Annotated in this window: 16 protein-coding genes; 5 read left to right on the forward strand and 11 right to left on the reverse strand. The window is 60.3% G+C overall.

Annotation, left to right across the window (positions count from 1 at the left end):
• Positions 1 to 32: 32 nt before the first annotated feature.
• From purH to htpX, 4 genes are all read right to left on the reverse strand, one after another.
• On the reverse strand, positions 33 to 1,649 hold the full coding sequence (purH, locus tag GFM02_RS07980; protein WP_168321335.1) for a bifunctional phosphoribosylaminoimidazolecarboxamide formyltransferase/IMP cyclohydrolase: 1,617 nt from the start codon (positions 1,647 to 1,649) through the stop codon (positions 33 to 35).
• A 206-nt stretch (positions 1,650 to 1,855) separates the two neighbouring features.
• On the reverse strand, positions 1,856 to 3,529 hold the full coding sequence (locus tag GFM02_RS07985) for a heparinase II/III family protein (protein ID WP_168321336.1): 1,674 nt from the start codon (positions 3,527 to 3,529) through the stop codon (positions 1,856 to 1,858).
• 215 nt (positions 3,530 to 3,744) lie between these two features.
• Positions 3,745 to 5,133 carry a transcription antitermination factor NusB gene (locus tag GFM02_RS07990; RefSeq protein WP_168321337.1) on the reverse strand — a complete coding sequence of 463 codons (1,389 nt, stop codon included), beginning with the start codon at positions 5,131 to 5,133 and terminating at the stop codon, positions 3,745 to 3,747.
• Complete coding sequence (gene htpX / locus GFM02_RS07995; RefSeq protein WP_168321338.1) at positions 5,124 to 6,086, reverse strand: zinc metalloprotease HtpX; 963 nt, start codon at positions 6,084 to 6,086, stop codon at positions 5,124 to 5,126. The genes GFM02_RS07990 and htpX overlap by 10 nt, the downstream gene beginning before the upstream one ends.
• A gap of 110 nt (positions 6,087 to 6,196) precedes the next feature.
• Here htpX and GFM02_RS08000 point away from each other — a divergent pair, with 110 nt between their 5' ends.
• Positions 6,197 to 6,421 carry a DUF1674 domain-containing protein gene (locus GFM02_RS08000; protein ID WP_168321339.1) on the forward strand — a complete coding sequence of 75 codons (225 nt, stop codon included), beginning with the start codon at positions 6,197 to 6,199 and terminating at the stop codon, positions 6,419 to 6,421.
• Between the two features lie 230 nt (positions 6,422 to 6,651).
• On the opposite strand, the gene acs is transcribed toward GFM02_RS08000, so the two are convergent.
• Positions 6,652 to 8,607 carry an acetate--CoA ligase gene (gene acs, locus GFM02_RS08005; protein ID WP_168321340.1) on the reverse strand — a complete coding sequence of 652 codons (1,956 nt, stop codon included), beginning with the start codon at positions 8,605 to 8,607 and terminating at the stop codon, positions 6,652 to 6,654.
• Positions 8,608 to 8,835: 228 nt separating this feature from the next.
• Here acs and GFM02_RS08010 point away from each other — a divergent pair, with 228 nt between their 5' ends.
• Positions 8,836 to 9,540: a DUF1013 domain-containing protein gene (locus GFM02_RS08010; RefSeq protein WP_003544022.1), complete on the forward strand. Its 705-nt coding sequence runs from the start codon at positions 8,836 to 8,838 to the stop codon at positions 9,538 to 9,540.
• A gap of 79 nt (positions 9,541 to 9,619) precedes the next feature.
• Here the strand turns inward: GFM02_RS08010 and GFM02_RS08015 are convergent, their stop codons facing one another.
• The 3 genes from GFM02_RS08015 to GFM02_RS08025 all read right to left on the reverse strand — a co-directional run bounded on the left by GFM02_RS08015 (position 9,620) and on the right by GFM02_RS08025 (position 13,458).
• Positions 9,620 to 10,555, reverse strand: coding sequence for a flagellin (locus GFM02_RS08015; protein WP_020052207.1), 936 nt, complete (start codon positions 10,553 to 10,555; stop codon positions 9,620 to 9,622).
• 257 nt (positions 10,556 to 10,812) lie between these two features.
• Positions 10,813 to 12,723: a propionyl-CoA synthetase gene (locus tag GFM02_RS08020; protein WP_168321341.1), complete on the reverse strand. Its 1,911-nt coding sequence runs from the start codon at positions 12,721 to 12,723 to the stop codon at positions 10,813 to 10,815.
• A 75-nt stretch (positions 12,724 to 12,798) separates the two neighbouring features.
• On the reverse strand, positions 12,799 to 13,458 hold the full coding sequence (locus GFM02_RS08025) for a YggS family pyridoxal phosphate-dependent enzyme (protein WP_168321388.1): 660 nt from the start codon (positions 13,456 to 13,458) through the stop codon (positions 12,799 to 12,801).
• A 200-nt stretch (positions 13,459 to 13,658) separates the two neighbouring features.
• Here GFM02_RS08025 and leuS point away from each other — a divergent pair, with 200 nt between their 5' ends.
• Genes leuS through holA form a run of 3 tightly spaced genes read left to right on the forward strand, consistent with a single transcriptional unit; the run spans position 13,659 to position 17,851 of the window.
• Positions 13,659 to 16,289 (forward strand): leucine--tRNA ligase, encoded by a 2,631-nt coding sequence (leuS, locus tag GFM02_RS08030; protein ID WP_168321342.1) that lies wholly within the window; start codon positions 13,659 to 13,661, stop codon positions 16,287 to 16,289.
• Positions 16,279 to 16,800 carry an LPS assembly lipoprotein LptE gene (lptE, locus tag GFM02_RS08035; RefSeq protein WP_168321343.1) on the forward strand — a complete coding sequence of 174 codons (522 nt, stop codon included), beginning with the start codon at positions 16,279 to 16,281 and terminating at the stop codon, positions 16,798 to 16,800. Before leuS ends, lptE begins: the two co-directional genes overlap by 11 nt.
• A 10-nt stretch (positions 16,801 to 16,810) precedes the next feature.
• The gene (gene holA / locus GFM02_RS08040; RefSeq protein WP_168321344.1) at positions 16,811 to 17,851 is read left to right on the forward strand and encodes a DNA polymerase III subunit delta; all 1,041 of its coding nucleotides are present in this window, start codon (positions 16,811 to 16,813) and stop codon (positions 17,849 to 17,851) included.
• A gap of 195 nt (positions 17,852 to 18,046) precedes the next feature.
• Here holA and GFM02_RS08045 read toward each other — a convergent pair whose 3' ends face one another.
• The 3 genes from GFM02_RS08045 to rsmG are packed head-to-tail and all read right to left on the reverse strand — an operon-like array spanning position 18,047 to position 20,392.
• Positions 18,047 to 18,928: a ParB/RepB/Spo0J family partition protein gene (locus tag GFM02_RS08045; protein ID WP_168321345.1), complete on the reverse strand. Its 882-nt coding sequence runs from the start codon at positions 18,926 to 18,928 to the stop codon at positions 18,047 to 18,049.
• A 32-nt stretch (positions 18,929 to 18,960) separates the two neighbouring features.
• On the reverse strand, positions 18,961 to 19,755 hold the full coding sequence (locus GFM02_RS08050) for a ParA family protein (protein WP_011654065.1): 795 nt from the start codon (positions 19,753 to 19,755) through the stop codon (positions 18,961 to 18,963).
• A gap of 19 nt (positions 19,756 to 19,774) precedes the next feature.
• Positions 19,775 to 20,392 carry a 16S rRNA (guanine(527)-N(7))-methyltransferase RsmG gene (rsmG, locus tag GFM02_RS08055; protein WP_020052213.1) on the reverse strand — a complete coding sequence of 206 codons (618 nt, stop codon included), beginning with the start codon at positions 20,390 to 20,392 and terminating at the stop codon, positions 19,775 to 19,777.
• Positions 20,393 to 20,395 lie beyond the last annotated feature (3 nt).

The following is a 20,395-nucleotide window of genomic DNA, read 5'->3' on the forward strand; positions in this document are numbered from 1 at the left end:
GAGGAAGAGCGCCGGCCACCGCCGGCACCCGATCAGTGCCGGAAGTGGCGCATGCCGGTGAAGACCATTGCGACGCCGTGTTCGTTGGCGGCATCGATGACTTCCTGGTCGCGCATCGAGCCGCCCGGCTGGATAACTGCCGTCGCCCCTGCGGCGATCATCGACAGAAGACCGTCGGCAAAAGGCAGGAAGGCTTCGGAGGCGACCGCCGAGCCATGCGTCATCGGCACGGCAAGGCCAAGCGACTTGGCAGCCTCTTCGGCCTTCAGCGCGGCGATGCGGGCGGAATCGACGCGGCTCATCTGGCCGGCGCCGATGCCGGCCGTCTGGCCGTCCTTGGCATAGACCACGGCGTTCGACTTCACATGTTTGCCGACCTTGAAGGCGAACTTCATATCATCAAGTTCCTGCGCCGTCGGCGCGCGCCTGGTGACGACCTTGAGTTCCAGATCCTCGACCATGCCGTTGTCGCGGCTCTGGACGAGCAGGCCGCCGGAAACGGTCTTTGCCGTCAAGCCCGCGGCACGCGGATCGGGCAGGCCACCGGCAGACAACAGTCGCAGGTTCGGTTTGCGGGCGACGATCGCCTTCGCCTCCTCCGTGACGTCCGGCGCGATGATCACTTCGGTAAAGAGCTTGACGATCTCTTCGGCCGTTTCGGCATCCAGCGTCCGGTTGAGCGCGATGATACCGCCGAAGGCGGAAACGGAATCGCAGGCGAGCGCCCGCCGGTAGGCCTCGACCAGGCTCGATCCGGTGGCGACGCCGCAGGGATTGGCGTGCTTGATGATCGCGCAGGCCGGCGCCTTCTCCGGCAGGAACTCGGCGACGAGCTCGTAGGCCGCATCCGTATCGTTGATATTGTTGTAAGAGAGCTGCTTGCCCTGGAGAAGAGCGGCCGTCGAAACACCTGGACGCTTCTCGCCGGTCACATAGAAGGCGGCCTTCTGGTGCGGGTTTTCGCCGTAACGCATCTCTTCCTTCAGCGCACCACCGATGACCCGGTGGCGCGGCGTGTCGATCGACAGCGCCTCGGCGAACCAGTTGGAGATCATCGCGTCATAGGCCGCGGTGCGGGCATACGCCTTGGCGGCCATGCGCTGGCGGAAGGCATAGGCCGTCTTGCCGTCATCTGCGGATAGCTGCTCCGTGAGCTCGGCATAATCGGCCGGATCGGTTAGGATCGTCACATAGGCATGGTTCTTGGCCGATGCGCGGATCATCGCCGGACCGCCGATATCGATATTCTCGACGGTCGTCGGATAGTCGCCGCCGGCAGCGCGCACTTCCTCGAAGGGGTAGAGGTTGATGACGGCGAGGTCGATGCCCTCGATGCCGTGCTGTTTCATCGCTTCCTGGTGTTCGCTGTCGTCACGGATCGCCAGCAGGCCGCCATGCACCATCGGATGCAGCGTCTTCACGCGCCCGTCCATGATCTCCGGAAAACCGGTGATTTCGGAAACATCGGTCACGGCAAGACCGGCAGCAGTGATCGCTTTATAGGTGCCGCCGGTCGAGAGCAGACGCACACCTCTGGCAGACAAGGCGTGGGCGAGGTCGACGATCCCGGTCTTGTCGAAGACGGAGATGAGCGCGGTCTTGATTTCGACCTTGTCGGGGGCGGGGATCTTCTTGGAAATGACGGCCATGAAACCTTCTCCGTTCGGGCTTCGGGAGGACATCCGCAAGGGATGTTCGCATGCTGGCGCCGCGTTAGCACAGCTTTGCCGCCACGCAAACAGGCGTGAGAGCATGACGCCAAAAAGCACGAGCCATTTTTGGACGGCATCGTACTTTACTTCCATTATCTGGATGCGATCCCGATTTTGACCACTCGGCCCAAAATCATCCGCTTCTAGCCTTTGCGGGACAAAAACCAGCGGATTTCGGTCTTTTCGGCAAGATCGAAGTCGATCTCGATCTGGTCCGAGCCGCAGATGCCGGAACTGTCGGCAAAGAAGATGTCCTCGGCGATCAGCACTTCATTGCCGGGCGCCGAAAACAGCCAGCTTTCGCCGTCCGGCGCCGTCAGCAGCACGGACTCTCCGTCACTCTGATGCAGGACGATCGAAGGATGGATATGAAAACGGGCGACGGCCTTCAGGGGCTCGTCATTCTCATATCCTTCGCGGACAACGAGCCGGTCGCGGCCGGTCACGATCGAACCTGCGGCATTGAGTGTCAGCTCACGTTCGTGCAGCACCCCGAACACCCTGAGATAACCGTCATGGCTGAGCTTTATGCCGTCGCGTCCGTCTTCGGTTTCGGCACGCTCGACGGTGATTGTCCTCACCGGTTCGGTGATTGCGTGGTTCAGAAAAGGCGAGGGCGAAAAACGGCTGGACGAGGTGTCGTTGAGGATAACGGTCGAATGCGCCGCCGTCGTGCGCGCCATCTGGACATAACGGTGCCCGGCAAATTTCGGCGAACCGGAATTGACGATGAAGCGATGACGGCCGGACGACATCTCGAAGGAGAGGCTGCCGGCATGCACGGTGCGAAGCGCGCCTCCCGAAGGCGGCGTGCCGGTATCGGCAATGATCACCGTCTTGCCCCCCGAAAGCCGCTGATAACGCGACTGCGGCAAAGCCTTGAATGGCTGGCCTGCGGTCTCGTCATATCTGAGCACCGACATCAGCTCATTGGCGAGCGTGGAGGTCGCGCCGTTGAAAAGCGCAAGGTCCCCGTCCTGATGGCGGAAAAACCGTAAGGCAGGATACATGCGGTCGATGCCGGAGATCAGCTTCTGCGGCAGATCGTGGCCGAGATTGACATAAGTCTGCCGCAACGGCAGCAGGTCGAGCAGCAATTCCAGCCCGACGCGCGGATTGCGCGAGATATGGCCGCCATCCGGCAGAATCTGGCTATCGAATTCGCGGTCGAGCGCCTGCGCCGCCCTTCTGAGCGTAGAGGCGCGCGCCGGCATGGCGACGGAGGCCATGGCCAGCGCGATACGCAGCCGAAACAGCTCCAGGCCGCCGAGGGTGAACGGCGCCATCCGGTGCAGGAACCTCACCTGGAACGCCAGCGACTTCATGAAGCGGCGATAAAAGCCGCGGTCGGCGTTCTGCAGCACCACCGGCGAATGCGACAGCCAGGCGATAACGCGCTGAGCGGTGACGTCGGTTTCCCAGGCAACCCCTTCCATGCGACCGGCATGGATGGAAAGCCAGCTGTCGACGATCGCGCGGGCGGCAGCCGAACTGCGCTCCGTCTTGTTCGCCCGCATATGCCGCAGCCAGCCGAAGCTATGAAGACGGATCGCGAAGGGGCGCGAAGGCAGGGTGAAGGTGAAGGGCGACTTTTCGTTGGTTTCCAGCATGCGCCCGGCCAGGAGAAACCGTCCGTTGAGGATCTCGTCAGCCACATGCGGATCGATGCTGCGCAGATCGGTCGGCGCGACGATCAAACGCTCGGGCACCTTGATCGAATGACGAAAGAGCTTCAGGCGCAGCAACGCGACGCGGCGCAAGGCGCGCCGCCAAGCCTCCCGAACATACATGCTCGCAAAACGCCGACCGGACTGCATATTCTATTGTCTATTGACCCTCGTGGTTAAGAATAGGTGAAAAGTGGCCGATTTCATCGTCCGCAATGAATTAATTCGTGACAAAGTTCGAATATACGCACATTGACGCGTTTCGCCTGAAATCATGCGAACGGTTTTGGAGAACGGCATGCCTGACGCGAGGCTATGAAGCACCTCGTATAGCCAGGCTCGCCGCGAGCGCTCACGCCTTGCAATCAGGCCAGGCGCCGCAGCACCGCCGCATAGAAGCCGTCGAGGCCGGAGCCGATGCCGTCAGGCATTTTCAGCATGGTGGGAAGCGTGCGGAATTCACCGAGCGGCGTGATCGCCGTCTCAAGGCCCGGCCAGTCACCGGCGCCGATCTGAACGCGCTCGACCGCATCCGTATCGGAAAGAACACGGGCGACGACGTCCTCACCCTCGACAGGATCGAGCGAACAATTCGAAAAAACCAGCGTTCCATCAGGCTTCAGCAATGTCAGCGCATGACGCAGCAACCGCTCCTGCAGCGCCGCAAGCCTGGCGATATCCTCAGGCCCCTTGGTCCACAACACATCAGGGTGCCGGCGCGTCGTGCCGGTGGAAGAGCAAGGGGCATCGAGCAGGATCGCGTCAAAGCGCTCCGCCGGCTCGAATGTCGTCAGATCTGCCGCAATCGTCTCCGCCTTGAGGCCGAGCCGCTCGAGATTCGAGCGCAGCCGTCTCAGCCGGTTTTCCGACTGGTCGAGTGCCGTGACCGCGCCGCCGGCAAGGATGAGCTGCGCCGTCTTGCCGCCGGGCGCAGCACAGAGATCGGCGGCACGTCTGCCCGAGAGATCGCCGAAAAGCTTCGCCGGTATGCTTGCCGCCGCATCCTGCACCCACCACGCGCCCTCGTCGAAGCCTTCGAGCGAGGGGATGCCGCCGTCGAAGGCGGCGAGACGCACGCCGCCCGTGGGCAGGACGACGCCGTTCAGCCGCTTCGCCCAGCCTTCGGGATCGGACTTGACGGTCAGATCGATTGCCGCCGGTTCGAGCTGGGATTCCGAAATCGCCAGCGCCGCGTCCCGGCCATAGGCCATTTCCAGCCTGGCGATAAACCAGGCCGGCATCGGCGCAACCTTGCCGATGTCGGCAAGCACCTGCTCCTTCTCGCGGCCGAGCCGGCGGAGGATGGCATTGACCAGCTTGGCGAAACGGCGATTGCGCGGATCCTGATTGGCCTGCTCGACGGCGAGATCGACGGCCGAATGATCCGGCACGTCAAGATAAAGGATCTGCGCTGCCCCGATCGCGAGCACGTGATGCAGCGCCCTTGCGCCCTCCGGCAGCGGCGAATCCAGCAGCCCGGCAATCGCGGCATCGATGCGCGGCAAATGGCGCAGCGTCGTGTTCAGGATGGCACGGACGAGCGCCCGGTCGCTTTCGCCGAGCGCCCTATAGGCCGGATTGCCGTGTTCATGATCGAGAGCGCCATCGAGCGGCAGCTTGCGGTCGACGACGGCGCCGAGAATTTTTGCCGCCGCGGCCCGGGCCTGCAGGCCAGGCTTATCAGGCGCAGAGCGCTCAGTGGAGGGCTTATGCTTGCGGAATGGCTTCTTCGTGCCGTCTGAATTCAAGACCACGGACCTTTTGGCGGTTGCGAACCACCGCGACCAAGACCCGTATCCGGAACAGAGCGCGATTTGCGCGACGGATTAGCAGCACGAGCCGGCTGCGTCGAGACATTCATACCGCCTTGCGCCATGTCGTGCAGCGCGGCGATGCGGTTTTCCGTGTTCGGATGCGTCGAAAACAGATTGTCCATGCGCTCGCCGGAGAGCGGATTGATGATGAACATATGCGCTGTCGCCGGGTTGCGCTCGGCATCCTCGTTCGGCACATGGGCAGCACCGCGCGCGATCTTGCCGAGCGCCGAAGCAAGCCACAGCGGGTCGCCGCAGATCTCGGCGCCGCGGCGGTCGGCCGAATATTCGCGGGTGCGGCTGATCGCCATCTGCACCAGCATGGCGGCGAGCGGCGCCACGATCATCGCCACGATGACGCCGACGAAGCCGAGCGGATTGCTGTTGTTGTCACGATTGCCGCCGAAGAAGAAGGCAAAGTTCCCGAGCATGGAGATTGCACCGGCAAGTGTTGCCGTGATCGTCATCGTCAGCGTGTCGCGGTACTGGATGTGGGCCAGTTCGTGCGCCATCACGCCTGCGACCTCCTCGGCAGACAAGGCGCTGAGCAGGCCGGTCGAGGCGGCGACGGCGGCATTATCGGGATTGCGGCCGGTGGCGAAAGCATTCGGCTGCGGGCTGTCGTAGAGATAGACCTTCGGCATCGGCAGGCCGGCATTGCGGGCGAGATCGCGCACGATCCGGAAGAACTCCGGCGCGTTGCGCTCATCGACCTCCTGCGCGCGATAGGCCGAAAGCACCATGCGGTCGGAATTCCAGTAGGAGAAGAAATTCATGCCGGCAGCGATGACGAATGCAATCATCATGCCGGCCCGACCGCCGATCAGGAAGCCGACAAACATGAAAAGCGCCGTCATGAAGGCAAGCAACATCGCAGTGCGAACGAGGTTCATGGCGGATCTCCATCTCCGATTTCGGCGCCACAAGCTTTCAATCCCGGCACCGGCGCATTATGATTTGGTTATTCATCAGCCATTTTCAATATTTCCGGCAGGAGACGGCCATGCAGGACGCCGATAACGACAACAGCGAAACGCCGATGGCCGAGGGATCGGAGCCGCCGCGCAAGATGCTGCCCCCGGCTGCCAGGCGCGCCCTTGCCGAAGCCGAGGAGCGGCAAAAGAACCAGAAGCCGCTGGAGCTGCCGCCGGAGATCGGCGGCCGCGGCGGAGCCGAGCCGGCGCGTTTCGGCGATTACGAAATCAATGGCCGGGCGATCGATTTTTAGGCCAATATTGCTGTGCCTTCCCCGGCCGCAGCAGAATGGAGTTAAGAATCCGACTAACGACACCTTAGGCGACAAGTATTTCAGCCACATCTAGCGGGCATGACCTCGCCGGGAATGTTCTCAGGGCTTCGCCCCTGAACATGCTTGGATGCCGCAAACCACGCATCGAATACGCGGAAACAAAAGAGCCGCCCCGGAAGCCCGAAGGGGGACCGGAACGGCTCGATCTATCAGGCGGTCGCCTTGTTCTGCCGGTTGGCGATCAGATCGTTGACGACTGCCGGATCGGCAAGCGTCGAAGTGTCGCCGAGAGCACCGAAATCGTCTTCGGCGATCTTGCGCAGGATGCGGCGCATGATCTTGCCGGAGCGCGTCTTCGGCAGGCCGGGCGCAAACTGAATCTTGTCGGGCGCGGCGATCGGGCCGATTTCGGCCCGCACATGTTTCACCAGATCCTGGCGAAGCGTATCCGATCCCTCGTGACCGGACATCAGCGTCACATAGCAATAAATGCCCTGGCCCTTGATCGGATGCGGATAACCGACGACCGCCGCTTCCGAAACCAGATTATGCGAGACAAGCGCGGATTCCACCTCCGCCGTGCCGAGCCGGTGGCCGGAGACGTTCAGCACGTCATCGACGCGGCCGGTGATCCAGTAGTACCCGTCCGCATCGCGCCGGCAGCCGTCGCCGGTGAAATACTTGCCCTTGTATGTGGAAAAATAGGTCTGGATGAAACGTTCATGGTCACCATAGACGGTGCGCATCTGGCCCGGCCAGCTGTCGGTGATGCAGAGATTGCCGTCGGCAGCACCTTCCAGCACCTTGCCCTCATTGTCGACCAGCTCAGGCTTGACGCCGAAGAACGGGATCGTCGCCGAACCGGGTTTCAGATCGGTGGCTCCGGGCAGCGGCGTGATCATGTGACCGCCGGTTTCCGTCTGCCACCACGTATCGATGACAGGGCAGCGCTTGTCGCCGACGACATTGTAATACCACTCCCAGGCCTCGGGATTGATCGGCTCGCCGACCGTGCCGAGCAGGCGCAGCGAAGAGCGCGAAGAGCGGGTGACGAAGTCATCGCCGACACCCATCAGCGAGCGGATCGCCGTCGGCGCCGTATAGAAGATGTTGACCTTGTGCTTGTCGATGACTTCCCAGAAACGGCCCTGGTCCGGGAAGTTCGGCACGCCCTCGAACATCAGCGTCGTCGCGCAGTTCGCAAGCGGCCCATAGACGATATAGGAGTGGCCGGTCACCCAGCCGACATCGGCCGTACACCAGTAGACGTCGCCGTGGTGATAATCGAAGACATATTCATGCGTCATCGCCGCATAGACGAGATAACCGCCCGTCGTGTGCAGTACGCCCTTCGGCTTGCCGGTCGAGCCTGACGTATAAAGAATGAAGAGCGGGTCTTCCGCCTTCATCTTCACCGGCGGGCATTCCGCCTTCACCGTGGCAATTTCCTGGTGATGCCAGAGATCGCGGCCCGGTGCCCAGCCGGTCTTGCCGCCGGTGCGGCGAACGACCAGCACCTTGCTGACATTGACATGGTGGCGGGCGGCGATATGGATCGCCGTATCGGTATTGTCCTTCAGCGGCACCGGCTTGCCGCCGCGCAGGCCTTCGTCGCAGGTGATGACGAAGGTGGATTCGCAGTCGACGATACGCCCCGCCAAGGCCTCCGGCGAGAAACCGCCGAAGACGACCGAATGCACCGCGCCGATGCGGGCGCAGGCGAGCATCGCATAGGCCGCTTCCGGGATCATCGGCATATAGATGGTGACGCGATCGCCCTTCTTGACGCCGTGCTTCTTCAACACGTTCGCCATCCGGCAGACATGCTCGTAGAGCTCGTTATAGGTGACCTTCTTGTCGATATAGGGATTGTCGCCCTCCCAGATGATCGCCACCTGGTCGCCATTCGTTTTCAGATGACGGTCGATGCAATTGTAGGAGACGTTTGTCTGACCGTCCTCGAACCACTTGATCGAAACCTTGCCGGTAAAGGAAGTGTTTTTGACCTTGGTATAGGGCTTGAACCAGTCGATGCGCTTGCCGTGTTTGCCCCAGAACTTGTCCGGGTTCTCGACGCTTTCCTCGTACCATTTCAGGTACTTTTCCTTATCGATCAGGGCGCGCGCCTTCACCGGCTTCGTGACCGGATAGATCTTCTCCGACATGCAACTCCTCCTCATGGGACATGCGACGGGCCGCGTGAGCTATGGCCCGGACTTGAAATCACGGCAATTCATAGCAGTTCGCATCGCCACGGCAATTAGACGAAGGTCATTTCATTTCGGAAGAATTGCAATTCTGCGACAGTGCGGTTATATAGCGGCATATTTCCCGGACATTGTGGTGACAATCCACGGACCGCGACCGGCGCGGACGATAGAAGGACTATATCCATGGCTCAAACACTGCTCATGCCGAAGGCGACCGCCATCTGGCTCGTCGACAATACGGCACTGTCTTTCGATCAGATTGCGCAGTTCTGCAAACTGCATCCGCTCGAAGTCAAGGCGATCGCCGACGGCGAAGCGGCGCAGGGCATCAAGGGCCTCGACCCGATCTCGACAGGACAGCTTTCCCGCGACGAGATTGCCCGCGCCGAGGCCAATCCGAACCACAAGCTGAAGCTTTCCGAACCGAAGGTGCGGGTGCCGGAATCCAAGCGCCGCGGTCCGCGTTATACCCCGGTTTCCAAGCGTCAGGACCGCCCGAACGCCATTCTCTGGCTCGTTCGCAACCATCCGGAGCTGAAGGACGCGCAGATTTCCCGCCTCGTCGGCACGACGAAATCGACGATCGAGCAGATCCGCGAGCGCACCCACTGGAACTCCGCCAACCTGGCGCCGATGGATCCGGTCACGCTCGGCCTCTGCAGCCAGATTGATCTCGACATGGAAGTGGAAAAGGCCTCCAAGGGCCGTCCACTGCCGACCGCCGCCGAGCTTGGCGCGACGCTGCAATCGGCCCAGGAGACCGAGCGGCTGAGCCCGAGCTACGAGCGCGAGGAGGAAAAGGAAAAAGAAATCGACGCCGATGCCGTCTTCCGCAAGCTGAGCTCGCTACGCTCGGCGCCGAAGGACGAGGACGACGATCAGTACTGAGATATCAGCCCATCTTATAAAAAACCCCGCCGGTATGAGCTGACCGGCGGGGTTTTTTATTGCGGATGACCTGTTTCGATTAGCTACGGAACAGGGTGAGGATGTTCTGCGCCGAGGTATTGGCGATCGAGAGCGACTGGATGGCAAGCTGCTGCTGCGTCTGCAACGCCGATAGCTTGCTCGATTCCTCTTCCATATCGGCATCGACCAGGCGTCCGACACCGGAGTCGATCGAATCGTGCAAGCCACTGACGAACGTTTCCTGCAGCTGGATACGGGTCGAGATCGAGCCGAGCGCCGAGCCGGCGGCGGTCATGGCGCCGAGAACCAGTTCGATACCGGTCAGGGCTGCGTCGAGCTGACCCTGGGTGAAATTGGTGATGTCGAGAGCATATATCGACGGCATGACGATGACGGCGCCGCCATAGGTTCCGTTGAAGGCCGTACCAATGATACCGCTGGTCGTCTCGATCGCACCGGTACTGGTCATGCCGAAAAGCACGTTTCCAAGCGTGCCCGCATTGAGCACGTAGTCCGTCATCTTGACCGAAACGGCATTGCTGCCATCGCGCACGAAAGACGAAACGACGCTCTTCGTGCCGGAGGCGCCGGCAACCCAGTTTTCGCCGGAGAAGGACGCCGATTGGGCAATGCTGAGCAGTTGCTCCTGAAACTGGTCGAGTTCCTGCTGAATCTTCGTCTTGTCGACGCCCTTTTCGGTGGCGGCGACGATCTTGGCCTTGATTTCGCTGACGACATCGAGTGCGCTGTCCATGGCCGAATAGGCGGTATCGACCTTTGCCGCGCCGAGCCCGAGCGCGTCGGAGACGGCTGAAAGCGCCATGTTGTCGGAACGCATGGTCGTAGCAATCGACCAATAGGCGGCGTTGTCGGCCGCTTTCTCCACACGATAACCCGATGAAACACGACCCTGGGTGTCCTTGAGGCTATCGTTTACGCCGCGCAAAGTCTGCAGCGCTGCCATAGCAGCGTTGTTGGTGAGGATGCTTGTCATGATCCGTTCCACAATCGTTGAGAAAGGGGGCAATCCGGACTACAGCGCCGCACGTCTTTCAGACGTGCAAAGGACGCCGTAGCACTTCAACTGCTGCATAATTTTGTCCTTAAATCGATTCCGATTTAAGAAATTATGCAGTAGGCCGGTAACGGCGACCGCGTCATGCAAAGCCTGCTATGCAAGCCATTGCCGTTAACAAATGCTTGCATCAACATAGTTAACAATTCCTCAATTAGGCTTACCGAAAATTTAATTCACATCGGCAAGGAGCCTAAACCGCGTCCGCGCAGCGCCTCGGCAATTTCCTCTAAAATCGTTGGATCATCGATGGTTGCTGGCATTTTCCAGGGTATGCCGTCGGCGATCTTCTGCATCGTGCCGCGCAGTATTTTGCCGGAGCGTGTCTTCGGCAACCGGTTAACGGTGATGGCCGTCTTGAAGGCGGCAACCGGCCCGATCGAATCACGAATCATCGCCACGACCTCTGATTCGATCGCCGTCGCGTCACGGGAAACATGTCGTTTCAACACCAGGAAACCGCAGGGCGCCTGACCCTTCAGCGCATCGATCACGCCAATGACCGCGCATTCGGCGACATCGGGATGCCGCGCACAGACCTCCTCCATCGCCCCTGTCGAGAGCCGATGACCGGCGCAATTGATGATGTCGTCGGTGCGCGACATGATGAAGAGATAGCCGTCCTCATCGACATAGCCGGCATCGGCCGTCTTGTAATAGCCGGGAAACTCACCGAGATAGGCCGAGCGAAAACGCTCGTCGGCGTTCCAGAGGGTCGGCAGACAGCCGGGTGGCAGGGGCAGCTTCACGACGATATTGCCGAGCGTTCCCGCCTCGATCGGATGACCGGCATCGTCGAGCACCGCGATATCGTAGCCGGGCATCGGCAGCGCCGGCGACCCGTGCTTGACGGGAAGGGCGCCGAGACCGAGCGGATTTGCGGCGATCGGCCAGCCGGTCTCCGTCTGCCACCAATGATCGATGACGGGTATGCCAAGCATGCGCTCGGCCCATTTCAACGTCTCCGGATCCGCCCTCTCGCCGGCAAGAAACAGTGCGCGCAAATCCGGCATGGGATATTGGCGCATCAGTTCACCGTCACCGTCCTCCCGCCGGATGGCGCGGAATGCCGTCGGCGCCGTGAACAGCACCCGCACCCGATATTCCGAAACGATGCGCCAGAATGTGCCGGCATCCGGAGTTCCGACCGGTTTTCCCTCGAAGATCAGAGTGGTTACGCCTGATAGCAGCGGGGCATAGACGATATAGGAATGCCCGACGACCCAGCCGATATCCGAAGCCGTCCAGAAGACCTCGCCCGGCTTCGAGCCGTAGATATTCCGCATCGACCAGTTGAGCGCGACCATATGGCCGCCATTGTCGCGCACCACGCCCTTCGGTTGGCCCGTCGTGCCCGAAGTATAGAGGATGTAGAGCGGATCGGTCGCCTTGACGGAGACACAGGCGATCTCATCGCCACGATGCTGCGCCACCGCCACCTCGAAATCCTGATCTCGACCGCCGACGAGATCTGCCCGAAGCTCCGGCCGCTGCATCACCAGACAGCGCTCCGGCTTCGAACGCGCGATCTCGATCGCCTGATCGACCAGTGGCTTGTAGGCGACGATGCGGCCGGGCTCGAGCCCGCAGCTCGCGGTGATCACCAGCTTCGCAGCGCAATCGTCGATGCGCGCCGCAAGTTCGCTGGCGGCAAACCCGCCGAAAACGACGGAGTGAACCGCACCGATGCGGGCGCAGGCAAGCATCGAAAAGACCGCCTGCGGCACCATCGGCATATAAAGGATGACGCGATCGCCTTTGCCGATGCCACGCTCGACCAGTGCTGCTGCGATGGCCATCACCTCCCGAAGCACCTCATCATAGGTGAAACGGCGCTTCTCGCCGTTCATTGCACTGTCGAAGATGACCGCTGTCTCGCCGCCCCGGCCGGCAGCCACATGCCGGTCCAGGCAATTGTGGCATGTATTGGTTTCGGCGTCTGAGAACCAACGGCCATAGACGCCTTCATTGGGTGAAAAAATCCGCTCTGGCGGCTTGAACCAATCGATGTCACTGGCCGCTTCGCGCCAGAAGGCTTCGGGATCGCGTTTCCAGGCCGCATAGGCCTGATGATAGCCGTTCCGCATCTGCTCCTCCCCAGGACATGCAAACCTAATCTAGGCGGCATTGAGGGGAACAGGAAGCCCGACCAAAGCAGCGTTTCAGCGCGTGCCGAAAATCGCTGACCCCACACGCACGCTAGTAGCACCAAAGGCGATCGCCGTCCCGTAGTCGCCCGACATGCCCATGGAAAGTTTTCCGACGCCGCATTTGAGCGCGAGCTTTGCCAGCAGGGCGAAATGCGGTCCGGGATTTTCCTCGGCCGGCGGAATGCACATCAAACCTTCGATCGAAAGGCCGAGTTCGTCGCGGCAGAGAGCGACGAAGGCCGGCGTGTCGTCAGGAGCGATGCCGGCCTTCTGCGGTTCGAGCCCGGTATTGACCTGGATATAGAGCCGTAGCGCCTTGGCTTGCCGCCTCATCTCCTCGGCAAGTGCGCGGGCGATCTTTTCCCGGTCCACTGTCTCGATGACGTCGAAAAGCGCCACAGCATCCGCCGCCTTGTTTGATTGCAGCGGTCCGATCAGATGCAGCTCGATATCCTGATGCTCGGCCTTCAGCGCCGGCCACTTGCCCTGGCTTTCCTGCACCCGGTTCTCGCCGAAGACACGCTGTCCGGCTTCGATGGCCGGGCGGATCGCGTCCGCCTCGAAGGTTTTCGACACCGCGACGAGCTGAACCGAACCCGCCGAACGGCCTGCTTCGCGTTCCGCGGCGGCGATCCGCGACCGCACCTCGTTCAAGCGCTCTTGAAGTTCCATCATTCTGCCTCGACATACCTGCATGAAAGGATTGGAATGAACTAGCCAGCCATTCTGTGCTTGCCAAGTCCCGCCCCGGCGAAATCGCCTGGTCACGATCAAGATCGCACGCTTGCAGCGCCTGCAAAACTTGACGCTACAGTGGTTTCATGGTGAAGGTCTCGACCAACCTCCCCTGATTTTCCGGAAATACGAATACCATGGCCACCGAACGTTATAATCCGCGCGATGCCGAGCCCCGCTGGCAGCAGAAATGGAATGAAGACAAGGTCTTCGAGACCGACAATGCCGATCCGCGCGAAAAATATTACGTCCTCGAAATGTTCCCCTATCCGTCGGGGCGCATCCATATGGGTCATGTCCGCAATTACGCCATGGGCGACGTCGTCGCCCGCTACAAGCGAGCCCGCGGTTACAACGTGCTGCATCCGATGGGCTGGGACGCCTTCGGCATGCCGGCGGAGAATGCCGCCATGGAGCGCGGCGTGCATCCCGCTTCCTGGACGTACCAAAATATCGGCTCGATGAAGGCGCAGCTGAAGGCCATGGGGCTTTCACTGGACTGGAGCCGTGAGTTTGCCACCTGCGACGTCGAATATTATCAGCACCAGCAGCATCTCTTCCTGGATTTCCTGGAAAAGGGCTTGGTCTATCGCAAGCAGTCGAAGGTCAACTGGGATCCTGTCGACAACACCGTGCTCGCCAACGAACAGGTGATCGACGGCCGCGGCTGGCGTTCCGGCGCGCTGGTCGAACAGCGCGAACTGACGCAATGGTTCTTCAAGATCACCGACTTCAGCCAGGATCTGCTCGACGCGCTGGATACGCTCGACCAGTGGCCGGAAAAAGTGCGGCTGATGCAGAAGAACTGGATCGGCCGCTCGGAAGGCCTGACGATCCGCTGGGAGATCGTGCCGGAAACGGCACCTGCCGGCGAGAGCGAAGTGACGGTCTATACCACCCGGCCGGACACGCTGTTCGGCGCTTCCTTCCTGGCAATCGCCGCCGATCATCCGCTGGCGAAGGATGCCGCCGCGAAGAACCCTGATATCGACGCCTTCTGCGACGAGTGCCGCCGCGCCGGCACCTCGCTCGCAGCACTCGAGACCGCCGAAAAGAAGGGCATGGATACCGGTATCCGCGTCCGACACCCGCTCGATCCCTCCTGGGAACTGCCGGTCTACATCGCCAATTTCGTCCTGATGGATTATGGCACGGGCGCCATCTTCGGCTGCCCATCAGGCGATCAGCGCGACCTCGATTTTGCTCGCAAATACGGCCTACCGGTCGTGGCCGTCGTCATGCCGAAAGATGGCGATGCGGCAAGCTTTGCCGTCGGCGACACCGCCTATGACGGCGATGGCGTGATGATCAACTCACGCTTCCTCGACGGCAAGACCACCGAGGAAGCCTTCAGTATCGTTGCCGACCGGCTGTCGGCTGCTTCGCTCGGCAATGCGCCGCAGGGCGAACGCAAGGTCAATTTCCGTCTGCGCGACTGGGGCATTTCCCGTCAGCGTTATTGGGGCTGCCCGATCCCGGTCATCCATTGCGACGATTGCGGTGTCGTGCCGGTGCCGAAGGCGGACCTGCCGGTCAAGCTGCCCGACGACGTCACCTTCGACCAGCCGGGCAATCCGCTCGACCGTCATCCGACCTGGCGCCATGTCTCCTGCCCGAACTGCGGCAAGGATGCCCGCCGCGAGACGGATACGATGGACACCTTCGTCGATTCGAGCTGGTATTTCACCCGCTTTACCGCGCCCTGGGAAGAAAAGCCGACCGATCCGGAGGCGGCAAACCGCTGGTTGCCGGTCGACCAGTATATTGGCGGCATCGAGCACGCGATCCTGCACTTGCTCTATTCCCGCTTCTTCACCCGCGCCATGCGCGAGACCGGTCACGTCGCCGCCACCGAACCTTTCAAGGGTCTCTTCACCCAGGGCATGGTGGTCCACGAAACCTATAGCCGCGGCGCCGGCGCCAGCCGCGAATGGGTGGCACCCGCCGATGTCCGCATCGACGAACTCGACGGCAAACGCCGAGCCTTCCTGTTGACGAACAATGAGGAAGTTGCGATCGGCTCGATCGAGAAGATGTCGAAATCGAAAAAGAACGTTGTCGATCCCGACGATATCATCGCCTCCTACGGTGCCGATACCGCCCGTTTCTTCGTTCTGTCCGACTCCCCGCCCGAGCGTGACGTCATCTGGTCCGAAGCGGGCGTCGAAGGCGCTCATCGTTTCACTCAGCGTCTGTGGCGCTTGATTTCCGAAGCAGCCGGCGCGCTCTCCGCCGTGGTACCTGCGCCGGCAACCGATGGGGAGGCGTTATCGATCTCGCAGGCCGCCCACAAGACGCTGAAGGCTGTCGAAAACGACTATGACAAGCTCTGGTTCAACAAGGCCGTTGCTCGAATTTATGAACTCGTCAACGCGCTGGCCGCACCGATGACGAGGGTTGCGGCAGGTGAGGGTGATGCCACCTATCGCGCGGCGGTGCGCGATGCCGCCGAGATTCTGATTCAGCTCGTCTCTCCGATGACGCCGCATCTGGCTGAGGAATGCTGGGCCGCGCTCGGCAATGAAGGCCTGCTTGCCCGGGCAAGCTGGCCACAATACGACGAAACACTCGTCATCGAAAACGATGTCGTCTTGCCGGTACAAATCAACGGCAAGAAACGCACTGAATTGACAATTTCTCGCGATGCAGATCAGAATGCCGTCACCAACGCCGTGCTGGATCTGGATGCGGTGAAGAACGCGCTGAACGGACAGACACCGAAGAAGATCATCGTGGTTCCCCAAAGGATTGTAAACATTGTCGTCTGATATCGCTTGCAAGCTGGCCCGCAATGCTGGCATCGCCATGATCCTTGCCTCGGCGGCTTTTCTCTCCGCCTGCCAGGTCCGACCGCTTTACTCCGAGAGTTCCGGTGTCGTCGAAAAGCTTTCTTCGGTCGGCTTTTCCCCAGCCAGCAGCCGCGTCGAGCAGCAGGTGCGCAATCGCCTGATCTTCCTTGCATCGCGCGGTGCCGGCGAGCCGGAAAAACCGGAATATCTGGTCGAAATGCACGCCACGTCGACCGTTGCCGATACGTTGCTGACGGAATCCGACGATACGTCGCGCGCTGGCCGTGTGACCGTCAGCGTCACCTACACGCTGCGTTCGGCGACCGACAATCACGTCATCAAGGCCGGCAGCCGCGCTACCACGGCGCTGGTTGATTTCCCTGACCAGGAATTCGCCAAGCAGCGGGCGATCCGTGATGCCCAAAATCGTGCGGCGGATCAGGTGGCGGAATTCGTAGGGGCCGATATCGCCGCTGCCCTCAGCCGCTGAGGGCGGAGATGTGGCCGAGATAAAATCCCACGAATTCGAGACTTTCCTGCAGAAATCGGCACGGAACTATCGGATTTACGTCATCTACGGGCCGGATCGCGGTCTTGTTTCCGAACGGGCAAGCCTGCTCGCCGGCAAGAGCGGTGTTGCTCTCGATGATCCCTTTTCGCTGACCAAGCTCGATATCGGCGACCTGCAGAAAGACCCCGGTCGGTTGGTCGACGAGGTCCAGTCGATCGGTCTGTTCGGCGGCGAGAAACTGATCTGGATCCGCGGTGCCGCCAACGAGAAATATCTCGTCGATTCCTTGGCACTGCTGGCTGAAAAACCACTCGAAGCCGCCTATCTGATCGTCGAGGCCGGTGACCTCAAGAAAGGTTCCCTGCTGCGCAAGACCGCGGAAGCCGCCCGATCCGTCATGACGATCCCCTCCTACCCCGATGACAGCCGCGCCCTGAATGCTTTGATCGATACGGAGCTCGGTGCAGAGAAGCTCGGCATTACGCCGGCCGCGCGACAAGCGCTGATCGCGTTGATCGGCGGCGACAGGATCGCTTCCCGAAACGAGGTGCGCAAGCTTGCTCTTTATTGCCGGGGCTTCGATACCGTCGAAGAACATCACGTTACCGAAATAATCGGCGACGCCAGCGCCATCTCGGTTGACGACGCCGTCGATGCCATCCTCACCGGTGATCTCAACGCTTTTCTGCACGCCATGCAAAAGATCAGCAGTTCGAAAACCGCGATCTTTCTGGTTCTGCAGGCATGCCTGAAGCAATTCCAGCTTCTGGATGCGATGCGCGCCGAAATGGATGAAAAACGGCTGCAACCGCCTCAAATCATGCAGACAATGGGCCGGCATCTGCATTTCCGCCGCAAGCCGGTCATCGAACAGGCGCTGCGCCAATGGACCGCGGAAAGCATCGCCCGTGAATCCAATCGGCTACAGGCCGCTATTCTGCAAACCAGACGGCGGCAGGTGCTGGAAGACAGCGTTGCGATGCAAACGCTTCTGTCCACCACCCTTCAATCCGGCCGAAAATCCGCCTGACCAGCGCATGTCGGCCCAAAAATCATAACCGATTTTCGGAAAGCACGATGCCGTTGTTTCAAGGAGTTAAAGCGTCGGTGCTCTAGAGCATGATGCCGAAAAGTGTGAGCGGTTTTCGGACGACATCATGCTCTAACTGTATAATGTAGAACAGGATTCAGATTTTAGGCCGACTCGGCCTAAAATCATCCTGTTCTAGCGCCTCTCGAGCAAGCGGCAGATTTCCTCGAGCTGCTCTAGCGACTTATAGGAAATTTTGATCTGGCCGCCGCTTGCCTTGTGATTGATCGCAACATCAAGGCCGAGCGCATCGGAAAGTGTCCGTTCCAGCGCCAGCGTGTCGGAATCTTTCTGATCTCGCCGCAAGGCCGCCTGCTGCGGCTCCGATTGGGCCTTGATATTGTTTTGCGCCAGCTTTTCCGCATCACGCACCGACATGCCCTTGGCAACGATCGTACGGGCAAGACTTGCCGGGTCGGATGTCGAAACCAGTGCGCGCGCGTGACCAGCCGATAGGCTGCCGGCAGCAAGCAGATCGCGAACCGGATCAGGCAATTTCAACAGACGCAACGAGTTGGCAACATGGCTGCGGCTCTTCCCGATAATCTCGCCGAGGTCGTTCTGGGTGTAGCCGTATTCCGCGATCAGCTGCTCATAGCCCAAGGCCTCTTCGAGCGCATTGAGATCCGCGCGCTGCACGTTTTCGACAATGGCGATTTCCAGCGCCGTCTTATCATCCACATCACGGATAATGACAGGAATCTCGATCAGCCCGGCAAGCTGAGCTGCGCGCCAGCGTCGTTCGCCGGCGATGATCTCATATCGATCCCGCGACATCGTCCGCACAACAATCGGCTGAACGATACCGTGTTGACGAATGGAGCTTGCGAGATCGTGCAGCTCCGAGTCATCGAAGAACCGACGGGGATTGCGGGGATTGCGGCTGACGAACTCGATCGGGATCATTCTGTCGGCGCTGATCGTCCGCTCGGTTTCCACCGGGACAGGCTGATCCATTTCACCAATCAGCGCCGCAAGGCCGCGGCCCAATCGCCTCTTTGATACATCGTCATTCATGATCTACACTCACCTACACCCCTAAAATGATATCACGCGGCCAGTCTTTGGCGTTCTCGCTGGATGACCTCGGAGGCCAGCTGCAGATAGGCCTGACTGCCCGCGCACTTCAAGTCATAGAGAATAGCCGGCTTACCGTAGGACGGAGCCTCGGAAACCCGGACGTTGCGCGGAATTAACGTGTGGTAAACCTTGTCTCCCAGATGCGTACGCACGTCATTGACAACCTGCTGGGCAAGATTGTTGCGCGCATCGAACATCGTCAAGACGATACCCTGAATATCCAGACGCGGGTTCACCGTCCGCCGAACCTGGCTCACGGTCTCAAGCAGCTGGCTCAGCCCTTCCAGCGCAAAGAATTCACATTGCAGCGGCACCAGGACCGAATGCGCCGCCGCCATGGCATTCATCGTCAGCAGATTGAACGACGGCGGGCAATCCAGAAGAATATAAGAAAACGCCATGGCTTCGGGCGAAGAGAGCGCCTTCCGCAATTTGAACACCCGATCGCTCTGCTGCGAGATTTCCATCTCGATGCCAAGAAGATCCATCGTCGACGGGACGATAAACAGATTAGGAACCGCTGTTTCGAGAGTCACTTCGGGAATCCCACGATCACCGACCATCAGATCGTAGGAAGACAGCTTGCGATCACGACGATCGATACCGAGGCCTGTGCTGGCATTGCCCTGCGGGTCGAGATCGACGATCAGGACGCGCTCGCCAATAGCAGCAAGCGCCGTTGCCAGATTGATTGCTGTGGTCGTTTTGCCAACGCCACCCTTCTGATTTGCGATGGTGATAATCCGATGTCGTTCGCCAGCCATTGCCGCAATATCCGATCTGTTAAACCAAGCGCCGGAGATTTGATATTTCCAGAATAACAGATTCCTGCTCGACGGCGCTCTTATGTTCTAACAGATCGAATTCCCACCGACCACGTGCTTTGTCAATTTCCCTCAGGTAATCCCGGCCTTTATGAAAGAAGCCACGACAATTCTCCTTGCCAAGCATCCAGGGGGATGAATAACCGATGAGCCCATCAAGATCCGCAAGGGCGCGCGCCGAAATCGCACCACATTCGCCAACCTCCGTATAAGCATCTTCGATTCGAATGCTATGGACGCTGCCGCGCGCATTTGTCTCCCGTAGCGCTGTCCGCAGAAACGCTGCCTTTTTATGGTTGCTTTCGACCAGATGGACCCATCCACCTTGCAGCTCGGCCAGAAAAATCGCCGTAATAATACCGGGAAAGCCGCCCCCACTGCCGAGGTCAACCCAAGTAATCGGTTGAGGATGAATCTGAAAGACCTGGCTGCTATCAGCGATGTGCCGGTGCCACAGATCATCCAGTGTCGACGGCGCCACCAGATTGATTGCTTTTGCCCACTTCTGAAACAGCGCTGCAAAGTGTTGCAACCGCTCCTGTGTTTCACGTGAAACACGCAAACCGTTTAATTCCATTCT

This window comes from Rhizobium leguminosarum bv. viciae, assembly GCF_012276115.1.
GTDB classification, from domain to species: Bacteria; Pseudomonadota; Alphaproteobacteria; order Rhizobiales; family Rhizobiaceae; genus Rhizobium; species Rhizobium leguminosarum_T.